Genomic DNA, 17936 nt, shown 5'->3' on the forward strand with positions numbered 1-17936 from the left:
CTATCATTTTTTTGTGAATTAGACAACATAAATGTAACAGTTTACATCATCAAAGTTCCGTCGTTGATTGCTTGTAAACTATTTTTCCGCCACGTAGGGCTTTACCAGTTATGTTCTGCCTTTTGCCAAAAGATCTTAAAGCAGCCTGAAACGCAAATGCATCTTTAGGTTCAACTTCATAATGATCTAGTTCACCACTTGCTAACTGCTCTAAAATTTTTTGATAATCCAAATATACCACCGCTTTTCTAAAACATACACTAAAAATCAAGCATTTTTGCTTTTACAAGTGATTATTTTAGCATATTTGGTTCTAATAGATAAAAATGTATCTTATTCCAAGTTTTAGCACTTGATTATTGAGAGTGCTAATTATATAATTTAATCATTGAAAAGAAAGGCGGTAATGTAATGCTTTGTCAAAACTGTCAAAAACGACCTGCCTCTATTCATCTTTTTGCAAAGGTAAATGGAGAAAGCCGCGAAATCAATTTATGTGGACAATGTTATCAAGAACTTAAACAACAAGGAAATATTAACATGAGTAATGACAACAACGGTTTCTTTGGCGACTTTAACGATCTCTTTAATTTTAATAATGAAAATGCAATGAACAACAATCCTAATAACCCAGGTAACCCTGGAATGAACAATGGTAATCCTAATAATGGTGGTGGAGGCCGTTCACTACTTGATCAATACGGTACAGATTTAACTGCTCTTGCTAAAAAAGGCAAAATCGACCCCGTAATCGGTCGTGACAAAGAGATTGCACGTGTCATCGAGATTTTAAATAGAAGAACAAAAAACAATCCTGTCTTAATTGGTGAAGCCGGAGTTGGTAAAACTGCGGTTGTCGAAGGATTGGCGCAACAAATAGTCGATGGTTCAGTACCTGCAAAATTACAAGATAAACGAATTATTTCATTAAACGTTGTTTCTCTTGTTCAAGGAACTGGAATTCGCGGTCAATTCGAGCAACGGATGCAGCAATTGATCAAGGAACTACAAGATCATGACAACATCATCTTGTTTATTGATGAAATTCATGAAATAGTTGGCGCCGGAAATGCTGAAGGCGGCATGGATGCTGGTAACATCATTAAGCCTGCCCTTGCCCGTGGTGACTTGCAACTAGTCGGTGCAACTACCTTGAACGAATATCGTGAAATTGAAAAAGACTCTGCTTTGTCACGTCGTTTCCAACCAGTTGATGTTAAAGAACCATCAGTTGCAGAAACTATTCAAATTCTAAAAGGTATTCAGAAACGTTACGAAGACTATCATCACGTTCACTACACTGATGATGCAATCAAATCTGCAGCTGAATTATCTGAGCGTTATATTCAAGATCGTTTCTTACCTGATAAGGCCATTGACTTACTCGATGAAGCTGGTTCAAGAATGAACTTAACCATCCCTTACGTTGATAAAGAAAAACTGCAGGAAAGAATTGCAGCAGCTGAAAAATTAAAGCAGGAATCATTGCAAAATGAAGACTACGAAAAAGCTGCTTACTATCGTGATCAAATTGAAAAATATAATAAGGTAAAAGACCAAAAGGTTGATCCTGATAAATCACCAGTTATTACCAGCAAGATTATGAATAAGATTGTTGAAGAAAAAACTGGTATCCCAGTAGGTGACTTACAAAAACAAGAAGAAAATCAACTGCAAAACTTGGCTTCTAACTTAAAAGAACATGTAATTGGTCAGGATAAGGCTGTCGACAAGGTAGCACGTGCTATTCGTCGTAACCGGATTGGTTTCAACGAATCCGGACGACCAATTGGCTCCTTCCTCTTTGTTGGTCCAACTGGTGTTGGTAAGACTGAGCTTGCTAAACAATTAGCCAAGCAAATGTTTGGTTCAGAAGATGCCATGATTCGTTTTGATATGTCAGAATATATGGAATCCTATTCAGTTTCTAAACTAATTGGTTCTGCACCTGGCTACGTTGGCTATGAAGAAGCAGGTCAATTAACTGAACAGGTTCGTCGTAATCCATACAGTCTAATCTTGTTAGATGAAATTGAAAAAGCTGATCCTTCTGTAATGAACTTGTTCTTACAAATTCTAGATGATGGTCGCCTAACTGATTCTCAAGGTCGTACTGTTTCATTCAAAGACACAATCATCATCATGACATCTAATGCGGGACAAGGCATTAAGGAAACTAGCGTGGGCTTTACAGCTGAAAATGCTAGTGATGAGCCAGATGCTGCTCGCTCTTCAATGAGTCAGTTCTTTAAACCTGAATTCTTAAACCGCTTAGACGACGTAATCGAGTTCAACGAACTATCTAAGGAAGATTTGGTTAAGATTGTTGACCTAATGCTTAACAGTGTAAACAACATGGTTAAGAGCCGTGGAATGCAAATTACTGTTACTGACGAAGCAAAGAAAAAGTTAGTTGAGGAAGGCTACAATCCTGCTATGGGTGCACGTCCACTTCGCAGAACTATTCAAGAAGAAATTGAAGATAAAGTGGCTGATTACAAGCTTGATCATCCTACTGCTAAAAACTTAATCGCAAGTGTTAAAGATCAAAAGATTGTTATTAGCAATGAAGAAAATAATTCTTCTGATGAGGAAATTGATCATTAATCTCTCGGCTTTATGCAATAAAATTTTAATTAATTACAATATAATTGCCTTTTTGCAAAGAAAAATGTTGTAATTAGCGTTATACTAAAGTAAAAGACAACTACTAGAAGAAACGGGTGAAATCCATGCACTTAATAGATGTAACCAATAGTTATAAGGATCTAGTTCACAGTCAACTGAATTCGACTAACGTTAATTATGTAAAAGTTTATTCATTAGGAAATACCTCTGTCATCTATACCGAAAGTAATGAAGCAATCGAAATTGCTTTGGAAAACCATGATCGTCGTATTCGTAAAGAAGAAGCTGAATTTGTCATTAAGCGACTAATTAAGGAAGATAATCCTTCCTACGTTATAACCTTTGACAAAAACCAACAGTTAATTGAAATCAATATTGATAAATAGAAAAAAGGTTGATAAATTTTATCAACCTTTTTTGTTTGCTTATAATTTTTCAGTCAATTTAACATCTGGATACTTATCTTGGAAAAAGCGCTCAGCAAACTGATTTTCAAAGAGAAACAGTGGCTGATCATAACGATCTTTAACCAATAAGTTACGACTATTCGACATAGCCGGATCAAGTTGTTCCGGATCAATCCAACGGGCCACGCGATGACCGATACTATTTAGTTCTACATCTGAATTATATTCGTTCTTCATTCTGAACTTAAAAACTTCAAATTGCAGTTGACCAACGGCACCTAAAATATATTCATCAGTTTGATAGTTGCGGTATAACTGAATCGCACCCTCTTGAACTAGTTGCGTCATTCCTTTATGGAACGATTTTTGCTTCATCACATTTTTTGCAGTTACACGCACAAACAATTCCGGTGTAAATTCTGGTAATGATGGGTAAACGATTTTCTTTTTACCAGCATAGATACTATCACCTATTTGGAAATTACCAGTATCATAGAGACCAACGATATCTCCGGCAACGGCATCAGCAACTTGAACACGTTCACTAGACATGAACTCAGTCGCATTATTTAGCCTAATTGGCTTATCAGTCCGTGCAAGAGTGACATCTAAGCCCTTTTTAAATTCCCCACTACCAATTCTAATGAAAGCAATTCGATCCCGGTGATTTGGATTCATATTAGCTTGAATCTTAAAGACAAAGCCTGAAAATTCTGGGTCATCTGGACTTAACTCTTCGTCATCATTAACTGTGTGTGCTTGTGGAGCTGGAGCCAATTTTACAAAACTCTTTAAAAAGGTTTCAACGCCAAAGTTAGTTAAGGCAGAACCAAAGAATACAGGGGTCTGATCACCTCTGCGAATCTTCTCAGAATCAAAAGTATTACCAGCTTCTTTGATCAATTCAATTTCATCTAAAGTATCCTTAAATTGTGGGTTCTGGCTTAATGGTTCGCTTTCAGGCAAGTTGCCATCTTGATCAAGTGGCAAGAAACGGTCTTCACCGTCCTTGTGATAAAGCTCAACTTGATTATTGGCAATATCATAAAGACCCTGCAAAGTTTGGCCGGAACCAATTGGCCAGTTCATCGCAACACCTTCGATGCCAAGAAGATCTTCCAATTCCGCAATTAAATCTAATGGCGGACGACCATCACGATCCAACTTGTTCATAAACGTGAAGATTGGAATACCACGTTGTTTGACAACTTTGAACAGTTTTTTCGTTTGTGGCTCAATACCCTTAGCCGAGTCAATTACCATGACTGCTGCATCGACCGCCATCAATGTTCGATAAGTGTCTTCTGAAAAATCCTCGTGTCCTGGTGTATCAAGAATATTGATTCTTTTACCATCGTATTCAAACTGCATTACGGAACTAGTAACGGAAATACCACGTTGCTTTTCGATTTCCATCCAGTCACTAGTTGCATAATGGCCTGTCTTACGTGCTTTAACGGTACCAGCACTACGAATAACGCCACCAAAAAGAAGCATTTGCTCCGTAATCGTTGTTTTACCCGCATCAGGGTGCGATATGATAGCAAATGTTCTTCTTTGTTCTACCTTATTTTTAAGTTCATCACTCATTAATTACTTTGCTCTTCTTCCTTTTGTCCTTTGTCTGGTATCGTCAACAAGACCGTGAGTAATCTTGACCGGTTCATTCTTCTTGTGGTCAAAACCATCCCATTGTCTAATTTGACTGATAGTTTTTCTCCTTTGGCAGGAATAATTCCCAATTTAGTGATTACGTATCCGGCTACTGTATCAACGTCTTCCATTTCAAGATTAGTACCAAACTGTTCGTTAAATTCGTCAAGCGGCATTTTCCCGTAAATCACATATTTATTCGGAGCGATTTGTTCGGATAAAACTTCAGTATGATCGACTTCATCGTCAATGTTACCAACAATTTCTTCGATCAAATCTTCAATGGTTGCAATACCAACAACTCCACCATATTCATCGGTTAAAATTGCTAATTGTTGTTGTGTTCGCTGCATCTCAACTAGTAATTCAGCCAAATCAGTCGTTTCTGGAACAAATAGCGGTGGATTCATAACATCTTCATAGTCAATCTTATCAAAGCCCTTTTCCCAAGCCTTTCTAAGCACAGTTCTGATATGAATGACACCAACAATCTTGTCCTTGTCCTGCTTGTAAACAGGAATTCTTGAATATGGCTCGTGCAAAATTTCTTTAAGGTTATCCTGCAAGCTATCGCCATAATCGACCATAAATGCATCGATTCTAGAAACCATGACCTCGCGGACCATCCGTCCTTGAAAATCCAAAACATTATTCAACATCGAAAATTCAGTGTCACTCACTTTTTTCTGATCGTGCAGTTCCTTTATTTCCTCAGTTAAATGTTCTTTCGTCTCTCCATCGCTTGAAGAGGATAATTTATTTTTGAAAATTTGAAATAAATTCCCCTTATCAGGGTCGCTAGCCATAGTTTTTTCTCTCTTTCTAAAAATACGAAGTTTAATAGTGCCATTATATCATGTACGCACAGGATATGTTAAAATAGCACGTAAGAAATGAGGTTTATTAATGAAAAAAAGTCATGTTTTACTTGTTTTTACGTTTTTATTGCTAATACCATACATCTGCAGTCTTACTATTATTGGTATCGGTTACGATGCATTAGTACTGCATTCAGCTGACTTGTTCAGAACCTCAATTGGTGCATTTGTCGGCGCCCTAATCATGTTTGCAATTAAGGCAACCATTCAACGTCCGGTCGACCTCTTGGCTGTGGAAGTTGATGATGGTTTACTAAAACAACTTTTACGTTTCTTTAGTATTAGACGGCGTCCACTTTTGCAATTAGCCAATATGATTTTGGACTTTATTCTTTGTTTTTGCGCAACATTTGTTGTCCGCCAATTCCTAACTTTGGATCAGATTGTTGGCAAGTCGGCAGGAATCGTAATGTTAGTTATGTTACTTTCAACCTGCTTAGGTGCCTACGTTGAATACGACAATTTATCAATCGATCCTAACCAGCATTAAGAATTTTACTCACTGGCATCCAGATATAACATCTGTGCCAGTTTTTTTGTCGCTAAATTTAACGTTTGAACAAAATATGGTGTTAGGCTATCACCTGGATTTTCATACATTTGAATGCCTTCATCGCCCACTTTTTGTAAAAATGTTGGCAAAACTGAATTAAGTGGTTGGCTGAAAAAAGCAAGATTTTGTTGGCCAAGTTCTTCAAGTGCGACGTCATTTTGAGGTAAAACAAATCTCATTAGACCACTAGGAACTTCCACTTCATCTGGAACTAGCACACCGTACCAGTACATGAAATTTTCTGGCCCGAAAACGATCATGCTAGCCCGTTGATCAGTTAATTCATGCTCGTCTAAAAACGCTTGAAAAACCTGATTTTGCTCCATTTCCACATTACAACTAGAAAATGTTCTTTGGTCATCCATTAATTGATCGGAAAAAGGACGACCAACAAATGTACTTTTTTCTTGTAACTTTTTCATAAAAACTCCTTAATAGTCTGCTAATTCGTCAAGCGGGATAATTTCTCCTGCTAAAAAAGAATCAATTTCATTGCTGGCAAAACCATGTGTATAAAGATAATTACGGATCTTACTGTTGCGCTCTTGTTCGGGTAACCTTCTGAAACGCTTATAAGCCTTAACGCCTTGCTTTTTCAAAGCATCAAGTTGCTCACTTTCATCTTGCGCAAGATCCAGTTCGGCAATTATTTCATCAGCAATTGCACTAGAAAAGCCATGGCTCATCAACTTGGTCCTCATTTTACGTTCAAGTTCACGTTGTGAAATTCTGGCAATTTTACTTTTCATTGACTTCAAAACCCGTTGTCCCGCATCTTGCCATTCACTATCATCAATCTGCTCTAAGCCAATTTGGACTAATTTCGGATCAATTCCCTTTTGCGTAAGTTTGCGTGAAATCGTCATTGGCCCATCAGTACCAATTCGCAAGTTTTGCCTAATTGCCAAATCCACGTACTTTTGATCGTCCAAAAAGCCCATTTCAGTTAACTGACTAACCGCAGCTTGCGCAGGTTCATTATCAATCCCATGGTCCTTTAAGTATTGTAAAACTTCATAAACCGTTCGAGGTTCATAATTTAAATATCTTGATGCTAAATTAGTTGCTTTTGCATCCTCATCATATTGCTTTACTTCATTTACTTTTTCATCAGTCAGCTCTTGTCCTTTTAAAAGAACAAATTCCGCGACAGTTTGCTCACTGGCAGAAAAAGCGTACTTGCCATCTAAAAAAATGTTATACCGGCCCGGACGTTTTTGACTGCTTACTTTAGTAATTATTGGCATTTTACTCACCTTTCTACTAGGTTATAGTTACATGCTAGCAAATTTCTTTCATTCTTGCGAAAAACTTTTGTTAGGTAGTACAATAAATTGTTAACATTGTAACGTTTTATTGTAGAAAGAAAATTATGTACAAAAATTTTAAGCAAAAAGAAACAAAAGAAAAAGACGTTATCATCACGATTAAACGCTTAGGAATTAATGGTGAAGGTATTGGCTATTATCGCAAGAAAATCATTTTTATTCCAGGCGCACTGCCAAACGAAGTTGTTGTGGCAAAAATTATCAAGGAATATCCGCACTACATTGACGCTGAACTAGTTCGCATTAAGGAAAAAAGTCCAGACCGTGTTCCTTATCCTAAAGGCGTTGATCCAGCAATCGGCGGACTTGAGCTGGCACATTTAAGTTACGAAAAACAGCTTGAATTCAAGCGTGACAATGTTTTGGAAGCATTAAGAAAATATCATCCACGCGGTTACAATAAGTATAAAGTCAAAAAGACAATCCCTGCTCCAAGTGAATGGCACTACCGTAATAAGGCTCAATATCAAATTGAGCAAGATCATTGCCAAACTAAACTCGGTTTGTTTGCTCCAAATTCACATGAACTATACGATTTACCTGTCATGCCAACGCAAAACAAAGCAACGCAAGAGACTGAACGTAAAATAAAAGAGCTGGTTGACAAGTTACACGTAGCAGTTGCCGATCCTTTCAGACATTATGATGGTTTAAAGACAATCGTTGTTCGCCAAGCGGAAGCAACCAAAGAAATTCAGGTAACACTGATAACGGTTGGACACAAAATTAAGAACTTACCTGCTTTAAGTAAGGAAATCATTAACTTGCCTAACGTTGTTAGCGTTTTTCAGAACGAAACTGATTGGCGCAACCCTCAAGTTTGGGGGAATAAGACAGAAAAATTGGCCGGCAAAAATCAAATTATTGATGAAATTTTAGGCAAGAAGTTTGCTCTTTCACCACGCGCATTTTTCCAATTAAACCCAGTTCAAACTGCAACCTTGTATTCTGAAGCACTTAAATTCCTCGACTTAAAGCCTGAAGACACTTTAATTGATGCATATAGCGGTGTCGGTACCCTAGGAATTTTGGCAGCGGATCAAGTCAAACAAGTAGTTGGAATTGAAACTATTCCTGAAGCTGTTGAGGATGCTAAGCACAATGTTGAGCTTAATCATTTGCGTAATGCAGATTACTTTCAAGGCAGTGTAGAAAAAGTGCTGCCTGAGTTGCAGAAAAATGGTGTTCCAATTGATGCCTTAATCGTCGATCCACCCAGAACCGGACTTGCAAAAAGCTTAATTAAGACCTTATTGAAAATTAAACCTAAAACTTTTGTTTACATTTCATGTAATCCCTCTACTCTTGCACAAGACTTAGTGCTATTGAGTGAAGCATATGATGTCCGCTTAATTGAAAATGTTGATATGCTACCTCAAACACCACGCTGTGAATGTGTCGTCAAATTAACCTTACACTAATATAAAAAAGTTGTCGCAAATTGCGGCAACTTTTTTGTTTGTGGATGGAGGTATTTCAATGCTTTAGGTGAATAAATAAAGACCAACCTTTATTATTTGATAAACCGATCTCCTTAAGTAAAGATCATTATCCCTTAACTATTAGAAAGCCAACTCATATATGACATATACTTTACTTTAATAATATACAGAATATGGAAATAAATTAGGTTATTTGTTTCCCCTTTCCACAATTTGATCATAGCATTTTACTGCTAGTACTCGCTACCAAAATGCACTTATTATTTAACATAATCTTTCAAAAAGCTTGCGATACGCTTACGGTACTCCTTCGGGTGATCCGCAAATGAATCTGCATGTTTGGAATTTGGTGTAACCCATAATTGTTTAGGACCTTTAGTCGCTAAATAATTATGGTATACCATTTTAGTTGGAACAAATGTATCATGACTACCATGAATAAAGAACATTGGTCGATGATTTTTATGTAGTTGCTTAATACTCGAAGCATCTTTCATAAAGTAACCAACTTTTATGCGATTGATGCCGCTCAAGATTTCTACTAATGGAAAACGTGGAAAAGAAGGCATATTATATAATGCTTCGGCTTCGTGTTCAATTTCATCTTTAACGCTGGTATAGCCACAATCCTCAATAAAGGCCTTAACCTGCCCTGGAAGTTTTAAGCCACTGGTCATCATCGCGGTAGCTGCGCCCATACTCAGACCATAGACGACAATTTGTTGCTGACTACCTTTGCGCTTGAGTACTAAATTAATCCACTTCTTGACATCATCTTTTTCTGGCCAACCATAGCCGATATATTTCCCTTCACTTTTACCTTGAGCACGTGGATCAGGTGTTAGAGTATTGTAGCCCATTTCGTGGAATAGCGCATCATATTCGGCCATGTCTTCCTTGGTATTCATATATCCAGGTAAAATGATTACCGTTTTATTGGAATCAGCAGCAGGGATATAGTTTGCAACTAATTTATATTGGTTATCAGCCGACTGCATGTACCATTTTTGCTTGGCAGTTTTTTTAAACCACATTTTTTCTTTGTACAGAGGATCAGACTTTTTTAGCGTTTCACTGGACGACCCTAAAAAACTTTTTGGTCCTGGTACACAGGCCATTTTAAAGAAATAATAGCCTGCACCTGTAAGAATTACGCAAACTAGCAAAACAATAATTATTAATGAAAGCCATAGCTTTTTATGCTTTAATTGTTTCAAAGAAATGTCACCTTTTCTAAAAATAATATCAATAGTATAACACTTTAAAAACGTATAGGAATCATTATTATGAAATTGACTAATTTATTGCAATTAACGAATGATATAGACAGCAAAACCAAGCTGTTTTTAACAATCAATCAACAAGTTTACCCCTTGGCAAAATTAAAAATTTCTAGCAAAGAGTGTCTGTTGTATCCAGGAAAACAGGCGATGACCAAGGGTAAAATGATTCATTTAGTAAAAAACATCCATGGCTTTGATATCCCCACATACATGGTCAACCAGCAAGAACTCCTTCCGGTATTTGGAATTCAAATATTGCCCGAACAAAATTCAGTTAGATTAACTTAGTTTTGATTAAAGACCAAGCTAGGTCCATCACGTCCACTAGTTTATTTATTTCAGATAAATATGAGTAGTTAAAGACAGCAAAAAAACAGTTAGTCCCATTCGACTAACTGTTTTTTATATTCTTACTTCATCTAAACCAAGAAAATTTGAAAAGCACATTTAAAATGGCTAGTTTGTTCAAAATAGTTATACAATAAACAATTCTAAATTAATCCTACTAAAATCTGATACACTTTGGTAAATTCAAAAGTGCTTAGTATCTCTTATCATTTCCTAAGTAGTTAATGACCGACTGTTCTTAGAAAAAGAAAGTTATTTTGAAGGTACCCACCAGTCGTGGATTATATCAATCAGGGCTAATAAACCTAAAATGTTCATGATGATTCCCTTAGTTTGCGCATGTCTGATCTTAGCGTCAATATCTACTTCTTTTTCTTTACCAGATTTTTTACTTGAAAGTTAGCATCATAAGATGTGTCACGTTCTACAGTTAGTGGCATACGTAACGCATTTTGTTTTTAGACATATTCAAGTCGCTCACTTGTTGTTAGCTTATAGAATCTTCATCAGTTAGGATACCTTCTCGTTTAAAGGCTTCTCTTTGATTCTTTTTTAATTCTTCCTGCTGGCCCATGTTGCTTTCCGCTTATCATTTTTAGTGCCTCTATTTTCAACCCTCTTTTAATATTATATATTAGTCTCACTATTTTGATTTAACAACCATCTAAAACCAATTTTTTATCATCAGTTTTTAATATTGTCTCATCAAAAACATTTCCGGCAACTATCAAAATATTCTTCGTCAACCAAACAATCTCGTAATTGCGAAAAACACGCTTTTGAATTAAAAATTAGCTACATTTTTAGTTCAAAAACTTTTAGACTAAAATTAAATCACCTAAATTATAGCACAAGGGTTAATTAGCTTAATGCTTTGATTTCACATTTTATAAAAATAGGTACAAAAAAAGACCCAACTTTAGGGTCTAAGTTTATTTTTGCTTGTATTGACGAACATGGTCTTTAGTACCAGCAAAGTACCAATAACCTGTTTCTTCATCGCTCTCTAATTCAAAGTTATCTTGAGGAAGTTCAAGTGCTTGAGTAAAAATTTGCTCGTATTCTGAAACACTAACTTTTTGACGACGGGCAATCATTTCCTGGTCGCCGGCAAAATCAAGCGCATTTTGATAGCCTTCCATTACTTGACCAGCATAAAACTCACCCATTGCGCCCGAGCCATAAGAAAATAGTCCGACTAACGCTTCAGGTGCCAAATTACCATTTTCTAATAAGCTTAAAAGACTTAAGTATAGGGACGCAGTATAAATATTACCAATTTCACGGCTGTATTGCGCAGAAGCCGTAAAGTTGTTAGCTAATCTTTCTGCAGTTTCTTGTTCCTGTTTTTCAATTGCCAATTGATTTGCTTTAAATCCCATCTTAACAAAAGGTAGATGATAAATTAGTGCCGCAAAATCGGCAGTATGACAGTCATTTTGTGCTTGATAATTGGTAAATGTCCGTTTGAAAAAGTCAAGATAGACTTCGGTAGAATATTTACCATTAACTAGAGCAACAGCAGAATCGTTTGGACGCCAAAAATCATTAATATCAGCACTGTAGGCGCTGTGACCATTTTTTAAGGCTAAAATTCGTGGCTCTGCCTTAATTAACATGCTGACGCTTCCGGCGCCTTGCGTCACTTCACCACCAGTGTTTAAACCGTAACGCGCGATATCACTACCAATAACGATTGCACTGTGATGTGGGTGAAGTCGAACATAATCTCGCGCAATCATAATTCCTGCGCTCATTCCAAAACAAGCTTCTTTTATTTCAAAAGTTCGCACTTCAGGTGCAAGCTCTAGCGCACTCTTAACAAAAAGTGATGCAGACTTGGATTGATCCACTCCACTTTCCGTTCCAATGACTAACAGACCAACTTGTTCACGATCAATTTCATCAATATAGCGCATAGTTGCGTTAATTCCCATTGAAACAGCATCCTGCGTTTGATCAGCCACGCTCATTTTGCTTTGACCAATTCCAATCAAAAATTTATTAGGATCTTGATTACGCGCATGTGCTAAATCCACCATATCAACGTATTTATTAGGGGTGTAAAAACCAATTCGATCTATTCCAACTTGCATTATTGTCCCTCTCTTATTTGTTTTAAAAACTGCTCCGCAGCTGCTAATGAATACTCTTTTTTGTCAATCATCATTTGCCGTACCTGCTCCTTTTCTCGCAAAGTGGCAGTTAAATTGGCAACAGTATTTTTAGCTTGCAATTTCATGTGTCCCGCTTGAATTCCCGTGGTCGATATTGCTAGCAAAGCAGCTAAATTGTTAGCTAAGCCGACGGCTGCAATTACGTTAGCCAGTTCACTACTTGTAATGCCTTGGCCTAAAAGACGGTAACTTTGCTTCACATCAGTTCGGGAGTTAATTGAACCCCCGACAGTCCCAATTGCTAGAGGAATTGTCAAAGAACCGATCAGCTTGTCATCTTTGACATTCCATTGACTCAGACTACTGTACTTGCCCTTTTCATTGGCCCAAACACCGCAAGCCGCTTCAACGGCTCTGGCATCATTACCAGTTGCTAACAGAACCGCATCAACACCATTCATGATGCCTTTGTTATTTGTAACGGCGCGAAATGAATCGTTTTGCCCAATTTTGCTCAGTAAGGCAATTCGTTCAGCCACTTTTACTCCGCCAACTGTGGCAACACCTAATTCAACTTGTGCGGTAGTGAATTGACTCGGATAATTCGATAAAATGGCGAATAACTTATCAACAACTCCTGGAAAAGTGGCTAATTTGTTAGCGATAAACTCCAAAATTGAATTTACACGGTTAGCACCCATTGATTCAGCTGGATCGACCAATACCCTGAGCATTACTAAGTCATCTTTTTGCTGTAGATTAATTTGACGAACACCACCACCGTGTTTAACCAAGCTGGCAAATTGAGAGTTTGCTTGCTCGATTATCATCGGAAAAAGTTGAGAAAGCTTACTTGCATCAAATTTAGCGTCAACTTCTAGAGTGATTTGACCGTAAATTCCGGTACGCTTACTTTTTGCCTTAACACCACCGTTTTTTGCAAAAATACTTGCTCCATGATTGGCGGCAGCAACGACCGATGGCTCTTCTGTTGCCAGTGGAACAAAATGCGACTTGCCATTTACCAGCAAATTTTGCACAATCCCTACCGGAAAACGCAATTGTCCAATGACATTTTCACTCAGGTTATCCAATTCGTGCAAGGTAATTTCGTCGATATCGTCTAATTCTATCCCTTGATTAATCAAATATTCTCGTCTTTTTTCAGGCGTTAATTCATAAAACTTCATTCGTTAAAAGTCCCGAATTAATTCACAGGCAATAGCCTGACCTCCACCAATACAGAGTGTGACTAAAGCTTTGTGCCCATTAATGTGCTTTAATTCATTGATTGCCGTTCCGACCAGTCTAGTTCCCGTTGCGGCTAAAGGGTGCCCTAAAGCGATGGCCCCACCATACATGTTCAACTTTTCACGTGGGATTGCTAAAGCTTGTTCTACCGCCACGCATTGAACCGCAAAGGCCTCGTTTAGTTCAATTACATCATAGTCCGTAATCGTGTTACCCGTGTTTTTCAATAGTTTTTGCACTGCATGATACGGTGCAAATCCCATTTCAGCAGGATCATTCCCTGATTCCGCAAAAGAACCTAGTTTAGCAAGTGGCTGCAAACCTAATTCTTCCACCTTGTTTGCAGTTGCCAGAATTACGATGCTGGCTCCATCACTTAAAGGCGACGCATTACCAGCTGTTACAGTACCGTCTTCCTTGAAAACTGGCTTTAAGGTGCTAAGCTTGGCAACATTTGTATCTTCGCGGATATTTTCGTCGTGCACTAAGTCATTATTTTCATCAAAAACTTCAATTAACTCATCTTTAAAACAATCATTTTGCACTGCTGCCGTAGCCTTTTCATGTGACCCGCTACTGAACTCGTCCATTTCTTGCCGAGAAATTTGATACTTGTCGGCAAGTCGTTCAGCGGTCAATCCCATCGGCATCCCTGAAAAAGCGTCCGTTAGTCCGTTAGCAAACATTTCATTTTTCAAATTGCTGCCAGCTTTATCTTCAGCGATAAAAGCTGCGTTAGTCATGCTCTCTGCACCACCGACTGCAACTAATTCAAAGTCGCCGAGCTCCATTTGTCCTTGAGCCAAGCGCATTGCCTTTAAACTCGAGCCACAAACCTCATTTACTGTCACACTGCTGCTGGTTTCTTTCATTCCAACATTCAGCGCAACTTGTCGAGCCATATTTTGTCCAAGTCCTGCACTTAGCACGTTACCCATAAATAGTGCATCTAGTTCCTGTGGCTGCATATCAATGCTTTCAAGTGCCCCAGTCAGTGCTAATTCGCCAAGTTCAGTTGCATTTTTTTCATTCCACAAACTGCGGTAGCGGCCAAAAGGTGTTCTTTTAGCTGCAACAACATAAATATCTTTCATAAGTTAATCTCCTCACAAAATATTCAAGTTGAATCTTACCTAAAAATCACGCAGAAAAATAGTAATTTGGCCCACGTTAAGAAAAATTTTACACAAAAAAAGAAACCATTAAGATTTGGTTTCTTTAAATTGTTATTTATTTTTTCTTATCTTCAGCCTGCAACTTTTTAGCTAAATCAATAATATATTGACGTAACTGATCCTTAGTCTCAGGATGTTGCAACCCGTATTCAATTGATGTTTCGAGGTAATTCTCTTTATTACCAACATCATGACGAACACCTTCAAACACATGCGCAAAAACGCGCTGTGTTTTATTCATTGTGTCAATTGCATCAGTTAATTGAATTTCGCCACCCTTATCCGGTTTTTGTTCTTCTAAAATTGCAAAAATTTCAGGAGTAAGCAGATAGCGACCAATAATCGCATAATCACTTGGCGCCTTGTCAATTTCTGGTTTTTCCACAAATGACTTAACATTAATCAAACCAGGCATAATTTCATTTTCGGGTTCAATAATACCGTATTTTGAAACCTCTTTATGTGGTACTGGCATTACTGCAATAGTCGAAGCATGAGTTTCATTGTAGCGATCAATCAATTGCTTGGTTAATGGCTCTTTGTCCATCATTAAATCGTCACCAAGCATTACCACAAAGGGTTCATCGCCGACAAAACTGCGTCCGCGCGCAATTGCGTCACCCAAACCAGCTGGATAAGGCTGTCTAGTGTAGTAAATATTAATTCCTAAGTGGGTAATTTCTTGCGATAGTTTAAGTAAGCCAGTCTTACCTTTTTCTTGTAAGTTTTGTTCAAGTTCTGGGTTAGAGTCAAAATGGTCTTCAATTGTTCGTTTGTTTTTACCTGTAACAATTAAGATATCTTCAATTCCAGAATGTTTTGCTTCTTCAACAATAAATTGAATTGTTGGTTTATCAACAATTGGTAGCATTTCCTTTGGCATCGCTTTAGTGACAGGTAAAAATCTTGTACCCAATCCAGCCGCAGGAATAATTGCTTTCCTTACTTTCATCCCTTGTACGCTTTCTTTAATAATCTCAAAAATAATATAACAGATTAGTGCATCTGATGCTAGTTTTTCCGGTGGCGCTTTCCTTGCACATATTCAGCCAAGTGACCTACCGAATAACTCACTTCACCGTAGTTCATTGCCACAATTGCTGCATTCACACAGGTTCCAACCAAAAATAAAATGGAAGCAATATTGAGCCACAACATAAAAATGATGAAAGTGCCAACAATGCCATAGTTTTCCCAGCTAATATGGAAATTATGTAAATAGTAACTAAAGAGCCACGACAGTGCCACCCAACCAATTAAAGTTGTAAAAACCCCAGGCCAAATGACACGTTTTTTTAATTTTATATTGGGCAAAAAATAATTTAAGTAATACAATGCACCAATTAAAGTAATAATGACCACAGGATAGCGGTAACTAAAGATTTTTTCAATTTCACCGACTGATAATGAAAAAATTGGACGTAAAAATTCCAATACCTGCTGACCAAAAATAAAAGTCAAAATAAGTAAAGCAAAAATCAATATCATCAAGTTGGTTAAAACGATGGTAATCGATCTTGTCCAGACAGTAATCTGCCACTTCTGCTTCAGCTCAACTTCACGTACACCGTAAATCCGATTCATGCCAATTCTGATAGCATTTACAAAAGACGAGACCGACCAAAATGCCAGCAAAATACCAAACGAAATATAACCAGTTGAGTTACTTTTTAACAGTGAATCAATGATTGGCATAATAAATTTGGCAATCCGATCAGGAAAAATCAATTTTAGATAGCTAGCAATCGGTGCCGTATTAATGTGAAATAATGGCAAAATGTTTCCGATAATAATGATCAACGGAAAAATTGAGAATAAAACATAGTACGCAATTGAAATTGCACTAGTTAAAACTTCGCCCTGAGTGAACTTGTTAGAAACGGTTTTATAAAATAAAGCAACACGTTGACTGGCTGCGCTCGCTTTTCTACCCATTCAACTTAATCATCCATTTCGTCAAAGTGTGGCAAATACTTCTCATAACCATCATATGGCTTTTGTAAAGTTAAAATCTTAGGACCATCTTTAGTAATGGCAAAAGTGTGCTCAAATTGTGCAGATTTAGAACCATCTGGAGTAGCGTAAAAGACCCAATCATCGTTTGGATCAGAAACAGTTTTTTGTTCAATCCGCCAGTCACCCCCGGCTTCAACCATTGGTTCAACCGTAATTGTCATTCCTTCGCGAAGGCGTAAACCGTGTCCTGCCTTACCCCAATGAGGAACTTCAGGATCTTCGTGAATACTTGGTTGGATACCATGACCAACTAGTTCTTTCACGTCACCATAATGGTGTTCATCTTCAACGAAATGTTGGATGGCGGCACCAATATCACCGATTCGGTTGCCTAAAACAGCCTGATCGATTCCAAGGTACATTGCCTTCTTAGTTGTTTCCATTAAGTCCCGATCTTCAGGAGAAATTTCACCAACTGCATAAGTGGTACATGAATCAGTTTCAAAACCGTTAAGGTTGCAAGTTACATCAACCTTAACCAGATCGCCTTCTTTTAAAATGGTGTCCTTACGTGGGGTTGCGTGAGCAATTTGGTCATTGACTGAAATACAAGTACCATATTTGTAGCCCTCAAAACCTTGTTCTGATAAGCGACCACCACGACTTTTAACAAAGTCTTGGCAGAATTCTTCAATTTTCCAGGTCGTAATTCCTGGCTCAATGACATCGCGCAATCCTTCAAACATTGAAGCCAATAAACGGCCAGAAGCTTGCATACCTTTAAGTTCACGAACAGATTTAATTGTTATCAAAATTAAACTTCTCCTCTTAGTAAAATGATGTTTATTATCATTATAGCGTTTTTTAAAACTTTACTAAAGAATTTCATCAATACAGTGAAATTATGTATAATGTTA

General features: G+C 37.6%; 17 protein-coding genes. 5 read left to right on the forward strand and 12 right to left on the reverse strand.

Annotated elements, in window-relative coordinates; translation table 11 throughout:
- Positions 1-49: 49 nt before the first annotated feature.
- Complete coding sequence (locus H3R21_RS02830; RefSeq protein ID WP_046306432.1) at positions 50-232, reverse strand: hypothetical protein; 183 nt, start codon at positions 230-232, stop codon at positions 50-52.
- A 179-nt stretch (positions 233-411) separates the two neighbouring features.
- On the opposite strand from H3R21_RS02830, the gene H3R21_RS02835 reads away from it, so the two are divergent.
- The gene (locus tag H3R21_RS02835; RefSeq protein WP_198182855.1) at positions 412-2607 is read left to right on the forward strand and encodes an ATP-dependent Clp protease ATP-binding subunit; all 2196 of its coding nucleotides are present in this window, start codon (positions 412-414) and stop codon (positions 2605-2607) included.
- Positions 2608-2732: 125 nt separating this feature from the next.
- Entirely contained in the window at positions 2733-3014 is a 282-nt protein-coding gene (locus H3R21_RS02840; protein WP_198182857.1) for a DUF1827 family protein, read from the forward strand.
- 39 nt (positions 3015-3053) lie between these two features.
- On the opposite strand, the gene H3R21_RS02845 is transcribed toward H3R21_RS02840, so the two are convergent.
- Positions 3054-4625, reverse strand: a complete 1572-nt coding sequence (locus H3R21_RS02845; protein ID WP_198182859.1) for a peptide chain release factor 3 — start codon at positions 4623-4625, stop codon at positions 3054-3056.
- Positions 4625-5494, reverse strand: coding sequence for a hemolysin family protein (locus tag H3R21_RS02850; RefSeq protein WP_198182861.1), 870 nt, complete (start codon positions 5492-5494; stop codon positions 4625-4627). The genes H3R21_RS02845 and H3R21_RS02850 overlap by 1 nt, the downstream gene beginning before the upstream one ends.
- A 100-nt stretch (positions 5495-5594) precedes the next feature.
- Between H3R21_RS02850 and H3R21_RS02855 the strand changes: the two genes are divergently transcribed.
- Positions 5595-6056 carry a hypothetical protein gene (locus H3R21_RS02855; RefSeq protein WP_198182863.1) on the forward strand — a complete coding sequence of 154 codons (462 nt, stop codon included), beginning with the start codon at positions 5595-5597 and terminating at the stop codon, positions 6054-6056.
- 5 nt (positions 6057-6061) lie between these two features.
- Here the strand turns inward: H3R21_RS02855 and H3R21_RS02860 are convergent, their stop codons facing one another.
- Together H3R21_RS02860 and recX are read right to left on the reverse strand one after the other, a co-directional pair.
- Positions 6062-6541 carry a hypothetical protein gene (locus H3R21_RS02860; protein ID WP_198182865.1) on the reverse strand — a complete coding sequence of 160 codons (480 nt, stop codon included), beginning with the start codon at positions 6539-6541 and terminating at the stop codon, positions 6062-6064.
- Between the two features lie 9 nt (positions 6542-6550).
- Positions 6551-7366 (reverse strand): recombination regulator RecX, encoded by an 816-nt coding sequence (gene recX / locus H3R21_RS02865; RefSeq protein WP_198182867.1) that lies wholly within the window; start codon positions 7364-7366, stop codon positions 6551-6553.
- A 125-nt stretch (positions 7367-7491) separates the two neighbouring features.
- On the opposite strand from recX, the gene rlmD reads away from it, so the two are divergent.
- On the forward strand, positions 7492-8868 hold the full coding sequence (gene rlmD, locus H3R21_RS02870; protein ID WP_198182869.1) for a 23S rRNA (uracil(1939)-C(5))-methyltransferase RlmD: 1377 nt from the start codon (positions 7492-7494) through the stop codon (positions 8866-8868).
- Between the two features lie 281 nt (positions 8869-9149).
- Here the strand turns inward: rlmD and H3R21_RS02875 are convergent, their stop codons facing one another.
- On the reverse strand, positions 9150-10112 hold the full coding sequence (locus tag H3R21_RS02875; RefSeq protein ID WP_370628083.1) for an alpha/beta hydrolase: 963 nt from the start codon (positions 10110-10112) through the stop codon (positions 9150-9152).
- A gap of 63 nt (positions 10113-10175) precedes the next feature.
- Here H3R21_RS02875 and H3R21_RS02880 point away from each other — a divergent pair, with 63 nt between their 5' ends.
- The gene (locus H3R21_RS02880) at positions 10176-10460 is read left to right on the forward strand and encodes a hypothetical protein (RefSeq protein ID WP_198182873.1); all 285 of its coding nucleotides are present in this window, start codon (positions 10176-10178) and stop codon (positions 10458-10460) included.
- A gap of 992 nt (positions 10461-11452) precedes the next feature.
- Here the strand turns inward: H3R21_RS02880 and H3R21_RS02885 are convergent.
- The 6 genes from H3R21_RS02885 to map all read right to left on the reverse strand — a co-directional run bounded on the left by H3R21_RS02885 (position 11453) and on the right by map (position 17831).
- On the reverse strand, positions 11453-12616 hold the full coding sequence (locus H3R21_RS02885) for a hydroxymethylglutaryl-CoA synthase (RefSeq protein WP_198182875.1): 1164 nt from the start codon (positions 12614-12616) through the stop codon (positions 11453-11455).
- Positions 12616-13827 (reverse strand): hydroxymethylglutaryl-CoA reductase, degradative, encoded by a 1212-nt coding sequence (locus H3R21_RS02890; RefSeq protein WP_198182877.1) that lies wholly within the window; start codon positions 13825-13827, stop codon positions 12616-12618. Before H3R21_RS02890 ends, H3R21_RS02885 begins: the two co-directional genes overlap by 1 nt.
- 3 nt (positions 13828-13830) lie before the next feature.
- Positions 13831-14982 (reverse strand): thiolase family protein, encoded by a 1152-nt coding sequence (locus H3R21_RS02895; protein ID WP_198182879.1) that lies wholly within the window; start codon positions 14980-14982, stop codon positions 13831-13833.
- Positions 14983-15118: 136 nt separating this feature from the next.
- Positions 15119-16015 carry a UTP--glucose-1-phosphate uridylyltransferase GalU gene (galU, locus tag H3R21_RS02900; protein WP_046306400.1) on the reverse strand — a complete coding sequence of 299 codons (897 nt, stop codon included), beginning with the start codon at positions 16013-16015 and terminating at the stop codon, positions 15119-15121.
- A 59-nt stretch (positions 16016-16074) separates the two neighbouring features.
- Positions 16075-16998, reverse strand: a complete 924-nt coding sequence (locus H3R21_RS02905) for a YihY/virulence factor BrkB family protein (RefSeq protein ID WP_198182881.1) — start codon at positions 16996-16998, stop codon at positions 16075-16077.
- A gap of 5 nt (positions 16999-17003) precedes the next feature.
- On the reverse strand, positions 17004-17831 hold the full coding sequence (gene map, locus H3R21_RS02910) for a type I methionyl aminopeptidase (protein WP_046306396.1): 828 nt from the start codon (positions 17829-17831) through the stop codon (positions 17004-17006).
- Positions 17832-17936 lie beyond the last annotated feature (105 nt).

It is taken from the genome of Lactobacillus sp. W8172 (assembly GCF_016102055.1).
Classification (GTDB): domain Bacteria; phylum Bacillota; class Bacilli; order Lactobacillales; family Lactobacillaceae; genus Lactobacillus; species Lactobacillus apis_A.

Coding starts and splice junctions, on each gene's coding strand:
- H3R21_RS02835 (WP_198182855.1), top strand. CDS start 412: ATGCTTTGTCAAAACTGTCAAAAACGACCTGCCTCTATTCATCTTTTT.
- H3R21_RS02840 (WP_198182857.1), top strand. CDS start 2,733: ATGCACTTAATAGATGTAACCAATAGTTATAAGGATCTAGTTCACAGT.
- H3R21_RS02845 (WP_198182859.1), bottom strand. CDS start 4,625: ATGAGTGATGAACTTAAAAATAAGGTAGAACAAAGAAGAACATTTGCT.
- H3R21_RS02850 (WP_198182861.1), bottom strand. CDS start 5,494: ATGGCTAGCGACCCTGATAAGGGGAATTTATTTCAAATTTTCAAAAAT.
- H3R21_RS02855 (WP_198182863.1), top strand. CDS start 5,595: ATGAAAAAAAGTCATGTTTTACTTGTTTTTACGTTTTTATTGCTAATA.
- H3R21_RS02860 (WP_198182865.1), bottom strand. CDS start 6,541: ATGAAAAAGTTACAAGAAAAAAGTACATTTGTTGGTCGTCCTTTTTCC.
- recX (WP_198182867.1), bottom strand. CDS start 7,366: ATGCCAATAATTACTAAAGTAAGCAGTCAAAAACGTCCGGGCCGGTAT.
- rlmD (WP_198182869.1), top strand. CDS start 7,492: ATGTACAAAAATTTTAAGCAAAAAGAAACAAAAGAAAAAGACGTTATC.
- H3R21_RS02880 (WP_198182873.1), top strand. CDS start 10,176: ATGAAATTGACTAATTTATTGCAATTAACGAATGATATAGACAGCAAA.
- H3R21_RS02885 (WP_198182875.1), bottom strand. CDS start 12,616: ATGCAAGTTGGAATAGATCGAATTGGTTTTTACACCCCTAATAAATAC.
- H3R21_RS02890 (WP_198182877.1), bottom strand. CDS start 13,827: ATGAAGTTTTATGAATTAACGCCTGAAAAAAGACGAGAATATTTGATT.
- H3R21_RS02895 (WP_198182879.1), bottom strand. CDS start 14,982: ATGAAAGATATTTATGTTGTTGCAGCTAAAAGAACACCTTTTGGCCGC.
- galU (WP_046306400.1), bottom strand. CDS start 16,015: ATGAAAGTAAGGAAAGCAATTATTCCTGCGGCTGGATTGGGTACAAGA.
- H3R21_RS02905 (WP_198182881.1), bottom strand. CDS start 16,998: ATGGGTAGAAAAGCGAGCGCAGCCAGTCAACGTGTTGCTTTATTTTAT.